The organism is Microvirga massiliensis, from assembly GCF_001006805.1.
In the GTDB taxonomy this organism is placed as follows: Bacteria; Pseudomonadota; Alphaproteobacteria; order Rhizobiales; family Beijerinckiaceae; genus Microvirga; species Microvirga massiliensis.
Window position 1 is genome coordinate 1 of record NZ_LN811370.1, and the last position, 5,868, is coordinate 5,868.

General features: G+C 61.1%; 14 protein-coding genes. 1 reads left to right on the top strand and 13 read right to left on the bottom strand.

Annotation, left to right across the window (positions count from 1 at the left end; all coding sequences use genetic code 11):
- Positions 1-462: IS256 family transposase (locus BN1233_RS38600; protein ID WP_046868991.1), on the top strand; the 462-nt coding region annotated here is incomplete at its 5' end.
- 9 nt (positions 463-471) lie between these two features.
- On the opposite strand, the gene BN1233_RS38605 is transcribed toward BN1233_RS38600, so the two are convergent.
- From BN1233_RS38605 to BN1233_RS48885, 13 genes are all read right to left on the bottom strand, one after another.
- Entirely contained in the window at positions 472-669 is a 198-nt protein-coding gene (locus tag BN1233_RS38605; RefSeq protein WP_046868992.1) for a hypothetical protein, read from the bottom strand.
- Positions 670-819: 150 nt separating this feature from the next.
- Complete coding sequence (locus BN1233_RS38610; protein WP_046868993.1) at positions 820-1,047, bottom strand: hypothetical protein; 228 nt, start codon at positions 1,045-1,047, stop codon at positions 820-822.
- Positions 1,048-1,199: 152 nt separating this feature from the next.
- Positions 1,200-1,529: a hypothetical protein gene (locus BN1233_RS38615; protein ID WP_046868994.1), complete on the bottom strand. Its 330-nt coding sequence runs from the start codon at positions 1,527-1,529 to the stop codon at positions 1,200-1,202.
- Between the two features lie 130 nt (positions 1,530-1,659).
- Positions 1,660-2,064 carry a hypothetical protein gene (locus BN1233_RS38620; RefSeq protein WP_046868995.1) on the bottom strand — a complete coding sequence of 135 codons (405 nt, stop codon included), beginning with the start codon at positions 2,062-2,064 and terminating at the stop codon, positions 1,660-1,662.
- A 113-nt stretch (positions 2,065-2,177) separates the two neighbouring features.
- Positions 2,178-2,513 (bottom strand): hypothetical protein, encoded by a 336-nt coding sequence (locus BN1233_RS38625; protein ID WP_046868996.1) that lies wholly within the window; start codon positions 2,511-2,513, stop codon positions 2,178-2,180.
- A 2-nt stretch (positions 2,514-2,515) separates the two neighbouring features.
- On the bottom strand, positions 2,516-2,881 hold the full coding sequence (locus BN1233_RS38630) for a hypothetical protein (RefSeq protein ID WP_046868997.1): 366 nt from the start codon (positions 2,879-2,881) through the stop codon (positions 2,516-2,518).
- Positions 2,882-3,147: 266 nt separating this feature from the next.
- Complete coding sequence (locus BN1233_RS38635; RefSeq protein WP_046868998.1) at positions 3,148-3,543, bottom strand: hypothetical protein; 396 nt, start codon at positions 3,541-3,543, stop codon at positions 3,148-3,150.
- 144 nt (positions 3,544-3,687) lie between these two features.
- Positions 3,688-3,978, bottom strand: a complete 291-nt coding sequence (locus BN1233_RS38640; protein WP_046868999.1) for a hypothetical protein — start codon at positions 3,976-3,978, stop codon at positions 3,688-3,690.
- Positions 3,979-4,096: 118 nt separating this feature from the next.
- Complete coding sequence (locus BN1233_RS38645; RefSeq protein ID WP_147707786.1) at positions 4,097-4,291, bottom strand: hypothetical protein; 195 nt, start codon at positions 4,289-4,291, stop codon at positions 4,097-4,099.
- A 17-nt stretch (positions 4,292-4,308) separates the two neighbouring features.
- Positions 4,309-4,620, bottom strand: a complete 312-nt coding sequence (locus BN1233_RS38650) for a hypothetical protein (protein WP_046869001.1) — start codon at positions 4,618-4,620, stop codon at positions 4,309-4,311.
- Between the two features lie 281 nt (positions 4,621-4,901).
- Positions 4,902-5,180: a type II toxin-antitoxin system RelE family toxin gene (locus BN1233_RS38655; protein ID WP_046869002.1), complete on the bottom strand. Its 279-nt coding sequence runs from the start codon at positions 5,178-5,180 to the stop codon at positions 4,902-4,904.
- A complete protein-coding gene (locus tag BN1233_RS38660) occupies positions 5,170-5,415 on the bottom strand; it encodes a type II toxin-antitoxin system prevent-host-death family antitoxin (protein WP_046869003.1) in 246 nt (81 codons plus the stop codon). The genes BN1233_RS38655 and BN1233_RS38660 overlap by 11 nt, the downstream gene beginning before the upstream one ends.
- Positions 5,416-5,550: 135 nt before the next feature.
- On the bottom strand, positions 5,551-5,868 hold a 318-nt coding region (locus tag BN1233_RS48885; RefSeq protein ID WP_046869004.1), incomplete at its 5' end, for a hypothetical protein.

Here is a 5,868-nt window from a genome sequence, read left to right on the forward strand (position 1 = left end):
AAGACCGCCAACGTGCTCAACACGGTGCCGAAATCCGTGCAGCCGGGGATCAAGGCAGCCCTGCGCGAGATCTATTTGGCGCCCACACGAGCGCAGGCCGAGGTCGCCGTCGATCTGTTCGCGGACGCCTACAGGACGCGCTATCCGAAAGCCGTGGCATGCGTGCGCAAGGATCAGCGGGCACTGCTGGCCTTCTACGACCTGCCCGCCGAGCACTGGATCCATCTGCGGACCACGAACCCGATCGAGAGTGTGTTTGCCACAGTTCGCCATCGCACGGTGCGCACCAAGGGCGCGCTGTCCCCGACGACGGCCCGGCTGATGGTGTTCAAGCTCGTGATGGCAGCTTCTAAAACCTGGCGTCGGTTGATGGGCGAAAACCAGTTGCCCAAGGTGATCGCCGGTGTCAGATTCCAGGATGGCGCCGAGATCCTTCCGACGCCAGCACACAACGTCGCCTGATCAGCCCCATCACCCAAAATCCGTCATAGCTCGTGTCTCGCGTGGCACAGCAATGGGAACATCGAACATTTCATCCCATTCCTCGCTGTGGACCTTCCAGCAGATCCGCGTTTCGATGACGCAATAGGTTCCGGTCGTTGTCTCGACGGTGAATTCTTTCTCCGAATTCTGGGTCGCGTCGCCGACGCTGTGGCCAATCCCGTTCAAGGTCCTCTCCTGCTATCTGCGTTCTGGCAGGGGCAGTGGGCACAACGGATGTGGACAGGTCATCGTCCGCACGTCGGTGGCTGCCTTGTTGCAGCGCGGGCAGCGCGTTGGCTTGTCGCTCATTGTCCATCGTCTCCAGAGGGATTGAAACTAGCGGCCGTGTTCCGGGTCGAACTGCATGGCATCATCAAACGTGTCCCGCAGGTCGAAGCCCTCGCGTTTTGCCAATCCGCGAAGCGTGAGCAGGATGTGCCAGACGTCTGTCGCCCGGCCGTTTCTCTCCTCGAGGCCGGCCAACTGGTTGTGCATGTCGCAAAGCTTGTCGGCTAGAGCCGCATCGTTGCGCTCGACGTCCGTCAGGGGCGGTGTGTTTTTCATGTCGATACCTCTCGAAAGGGCTCTAAGGCCATGGAGGGAGGGGGGCGCTGAGGCGCTCCGTCGGGGAGGAGTTACTGAGAGCAAGAGCCGTCACGGCGCGTATGGCGGCCATCCGCGCTCGACTCAGTCGCCAAGTCTTGATTGGGGTGCGATCAGCACCGGGAGATTGGGAGAGAGATACGAGCCTGATCGAAGCCGCTCTTGAAGGCTGCGGCGTAAACCGCGGCAGCGCGCATCACCTCATCGAGGTTGCAGACCGACGGCATCGTGAACAGGATCGCCTCACCCTCGAAGTCTTCGATGTGCCAGTCACCCGAGGCGGGATCACGGACGACCATCATGGCCTCGTCTGTCGGGATCCCACGTGCGAGGTCGTCAGCCGCCGGCCAGGCGCTCTCCGCCTTCAGGGCTGGAGCATTGTCGTTGGCGTTCTCGAGAAGACCGACGAGGCAGGAGCTGAATGCGATCGGTATACGAGCCATGCTGCTTACCGTTTCGTCGACGACGGCCCACCTATCGCATGGGCCCAAATGAGGAGTCCCAAGGCGGAATTCGGTTTCCACCGCAGCTTTGGGACGCCCGGCGAGTCGAGGTGAATCCTTTCTTAACGGTTCACCCTTTGATGGTCTGGGCCAGGAACTCGATCGAGGCATGCTTCTCGCCATTGGCATCGGTCCAGCGACGCGCGCCGTTGAGGCCCGCGAGATTGATCGCGCGGCCGACCTCGAAGAGCGAGAGCAGATGAACGGCTTCCGCCGGAGTGAGATAGGACGCCAGGACGTAGCTCGCCCGGACTGGGCGGCCGTTCTCCAGCGTGCCGAGGATCGAGACGGTGAGCTCGCCGGCGCCGGCCGGCGACACATTCAACTCGGTGATCTCGGCGATCCGGATCGTCGTCACGGACAGGCGCCGGCGCATCGCGCGGTCCTGCTGGCGCGCGGCGAGGCGAATGGCCCGGGCCTCGGCCGCGAGGTCCTGGGTGGAGACAATCGAGGAAGCAACAGAAACGCGACGCATGTTGGGTCCTTCCGGGATTTAGATCCGATGGGGGAACACCCATGGGTCGAGGATCAGATCCCTAGATCGTCGCCGACGGCTCTTTCCTGAGCCGCTGGACCAAGCAGAGCAGGTTAACGAACCGACCGATAGACCTCGTCGATCCTGCGCTGCTTGGAATCGCGCTTCGCCTCGTAGACCTCCTGCGCGCGTCGCATGGTGACGGCGAGCTCGCACTCGACCCTCTCGGACTCGAGGCTGAACCGCTTGGCACAGGCCTCCTTCAAGTCCTCGCGGGGCGCGAGGGCACCGATCACGGCGGGCACCAAGATGAAGATGACCACCAGGGCGACGATCACCTTCAAGGCGGTCCCGAAAGGTGACTTGCGTGGCTCTTTCGCAGCGCTCGCATTGCGGCGCCGTGGAGTCCTGACCTCGTCGGGCCGCAGGGTAATCTTGTCGTTCATCATCGTCAGCGGCTCGCCCGATCGGCATCGTCGATCCTGCGAGCCTTGGCCCGATCAGCGGCATCCTGTGCTTCCAAAGCCCGCTTGGCCGTGACGACAAACTCGCACTCCGTAATCTCGCGCTGGGTATAGAAGCGCTTCTCGCAGGCCTGCCGGATAGTTTCCGGAGGTGTGTTCACGCCGATGATGAACAGAACCGCGAGCACGCCGATAATCGCGGCAGCAATCCAGCCGAAAGCCTTAGCGGCTATCTTGTCGCCTATGGTGGGATCTGTGGCCGGCATCTCCAGGCGTTCCCGCGCCTGGCGCTGGTCATGCTCCTCATGGAGTCGCCTGAGTTCCTCGACGCGCTGTGCAACGCTGTCTTGCATTTGCTGTGCTCTCAAAGATTGCACGTGGCTCTCCTGGTCTAAGTGTTTTCTCGCAGCCCCGGCTGTCGCCCGGCATTTTCGGAGAAAATTCAGGTGCCTGGATTCACGGGGCCGATTTTCCGTCGGCAGTATCACACGAACCGCACCTCTGGAATTTCAGAATTTAGGGGAGGCCTCGATTTTCCGGGCGGACATAAGAAAAAAGGGCCACGTTCCCGTGGCCCCGGAGGATCGACGCTGCCGCGCCGAAGCCGAGAGAAATTCGCCTAAGCCACACATTCGGCCGCGCGGCGGGTCGAGAAATAGAGATCGAGATCCAGTTCGATGCGATCGTTTCCGATCCGGACGTCAAGCGGGGCGATGCCATTGCGGTCGAAAGTCAGACGGGTCTGCACGAGATCGGCGCCGTTGGCCACTAGGGTCACGTCGAGGGACTCGCCGTTCCCGTCGCAGAGATAGCTCTCGAGATCGGCTACCACCGAGATGATCATCGGCTGGAAGACATTGAGGATGCCAGCCTTCGCGCCAATCAGCGCGATCTCGGCGGTGCTGCAGCACGGGCTCAGGGCCTTGAGGTGCAGCCAGTTCGGGCCGCGGCGCTTTGGGCGGATCTGAGCCGGGAGAAAAGACGAAAATCGCGTGATTTCGAGGGTCGCGAGCATGGGATTTTCTGATTTTGGGCAGGAAGCCGATTTTGGGAATTGCTCCCCAACTTTGGGGTTTAGGAAATATTAAATGAGCCGTGCGGGCCTGTCAAAAACTGGCGTCGAACGGCCAAGCTATTTCTGGGATTTGGCAAAAATGCCTCAGTGGGCGACCGGCATCGTTGATCGGGCCCAGTAGCGGCCGGGCTCCCCGGTGCTATAGGTGCCGCGGCCGACGACGTCGCGGGTCCGCCCGGCGACCCCGACGATCTCGGTGAACAGAGCATCAGTCGGCTCGCGATCCCCGATCCAATAGTGGACCGAAACACCCTCGCACGAGACCAGCTCGGTGTTGTAGGCGACCCGGGTTCCGTCCTTGAGCACGATATCGCCCTCGGCTTTGAGGTCCGGGTCATTCGTGACGAGACGCGGACAGACAATATTCTGGCTCATCAGGCTGGCTTCCTTTTGGGATTTGGAATTTCGAGACGTTCGGGATTTTTGGTCACGCCCAAGAAAAAACCCGCCCATCGGGCGGGTTGCGGATCGTGGGGCCGAGGACCGGCGAGACCTAAGCTTCGAAGTCCGTGTGAAGGCCGAAGTCGAGGTCCAATTCCAGATCATCACTGGACAGCGGGTCGGCTTCCATCTCGGCGAGAGCCACCGTTAGGTTGTGGTTCTCGACCGCGATCATTTCAGCCTCGTTTGCCCAGACGGAAGGGTGATACTGGCCGGGGATCAACTGCAGCGGGGGAAGACGTGCCATGCGGGGTCCGCGCTCCATCAGGTGTCGTCGTCCTCGTCTTCCTCGTCGCCGGTTGGCTCCGGACCGAGGTCCAGGCTGTTCGGATCGTTGCGGTAGTGGTCGCGCCAGCCGACCCGCAGGGGCTCGGGCCATTCGATGATGCTGATCACCTGCAGGTCGAGCAGGATCCTGTCGCCGTCGTTGAGATCGCCGTGCTTCGCCTTGTAGTGCTGGAGAATGGCGCCATCGAGCTCGTGGCTCACCGTTGTTGGGTTCTGGCCGATGAAGGTTAGAAGGTGACCATTCAGGTAGAGGCCGTCCTCGCGACGCTCGATGTGATGCTCAGCCATGGCGGCCTCCGTTCTTTCTCGGGATTTCGAAGCCTTCGGGTTCGCTTTCTCATGTTGAGAGAAATTCGTTTCGCTGGCGCTTCTTCCGGAGTTACGCAGCGGCCTCTCTCACCATGAACTCCTGGTTCGGATCGGCTTTACGATATCCCGCGACGGTCTTGGCATCTTCCCGGAAGGTGAAGCGGGAATGGTGGACCTGACCGGGCTCCAGTGTTGCCCCCTCGAGCGCCCGAGAATCGGGAACAGTGGCTATTTCGATTCGAGTGTGGAAGCTGTGGGTGTCAGCGTTTCGTAGCAGCCTTATAAACTTCGGATCCTTCACGTTTGCCGACTGCCACGACGATCACCGTCACGGTCTTGTCGTTGACCCGGTAGACGAGGCGATAGCCTGCGGCCCGAAGCTTAATTTTGTAATGGTCCGCCATATTGTGGAGCGCGTCACCGGGGACACGCGGTCCGTTCAGCCGTTCCGCAAGCTTCTTAAACTGTTCGCGAAGCGTAGGTCCAAGCTTCTTCCACTCCTTTAGTGCGGATGGCAGGAACTCGAGCCTATAGGTCATCAAGGGCAACCGGGACCGGAACCTCGCCGGAGCGCTGCTCGATGATCTCGGCCAGCTTAATGTCGTCCAACCGCTCCATCATGGCCTCGAACGTCGCCGCCGGCACCATGTAGGCCATGACGCGATTGTGGTTGAGGATCGCGACCGGGGAGGCACCGGCTTCATTCATGATTGCTGTCGGATTCTTCTTCAGGTCTGAGACGCTGACCGCGATCTCGGCTTCCACACGCTGCATGGGACTCTCCTGGCCGACCCTGTGATATAGCCGAATGAGGTCTAATTTCAACACCATTCTGGGAGCTGAATTTAGGTCCATCTCGGCCAATCAGTTCGGATCTTCCGGCTGGAACAACTCTCCTTCCACGTCCCGTCAGCCCGTCCAGCACATCCAGGAGTGGTCTCCTGTCTTCTTGCTGATCACACTGCGCCAGCAGGTTGAGACCGTGGGGGCTCCGTTGCCGTCGGGGCGGATCTCCCAGTTATCCCCGATGTCTCGCGCTTTCACCGCCACCGTGCAGACCTCGAGCGGCACCAACCGGCCGAGGGTTCTGCGGATCGCGCGGAGAACCTCGGGATCCTCTTTGGCCGTTGCCCAAGCCGTGACGCGGTGCAAGTGGGCTTGGGGATGGTGGCTGGAGGCCGTAAAATGCCAGTCACCCGTGAGCAGGGCATCGAGTTCGGGCCGAAC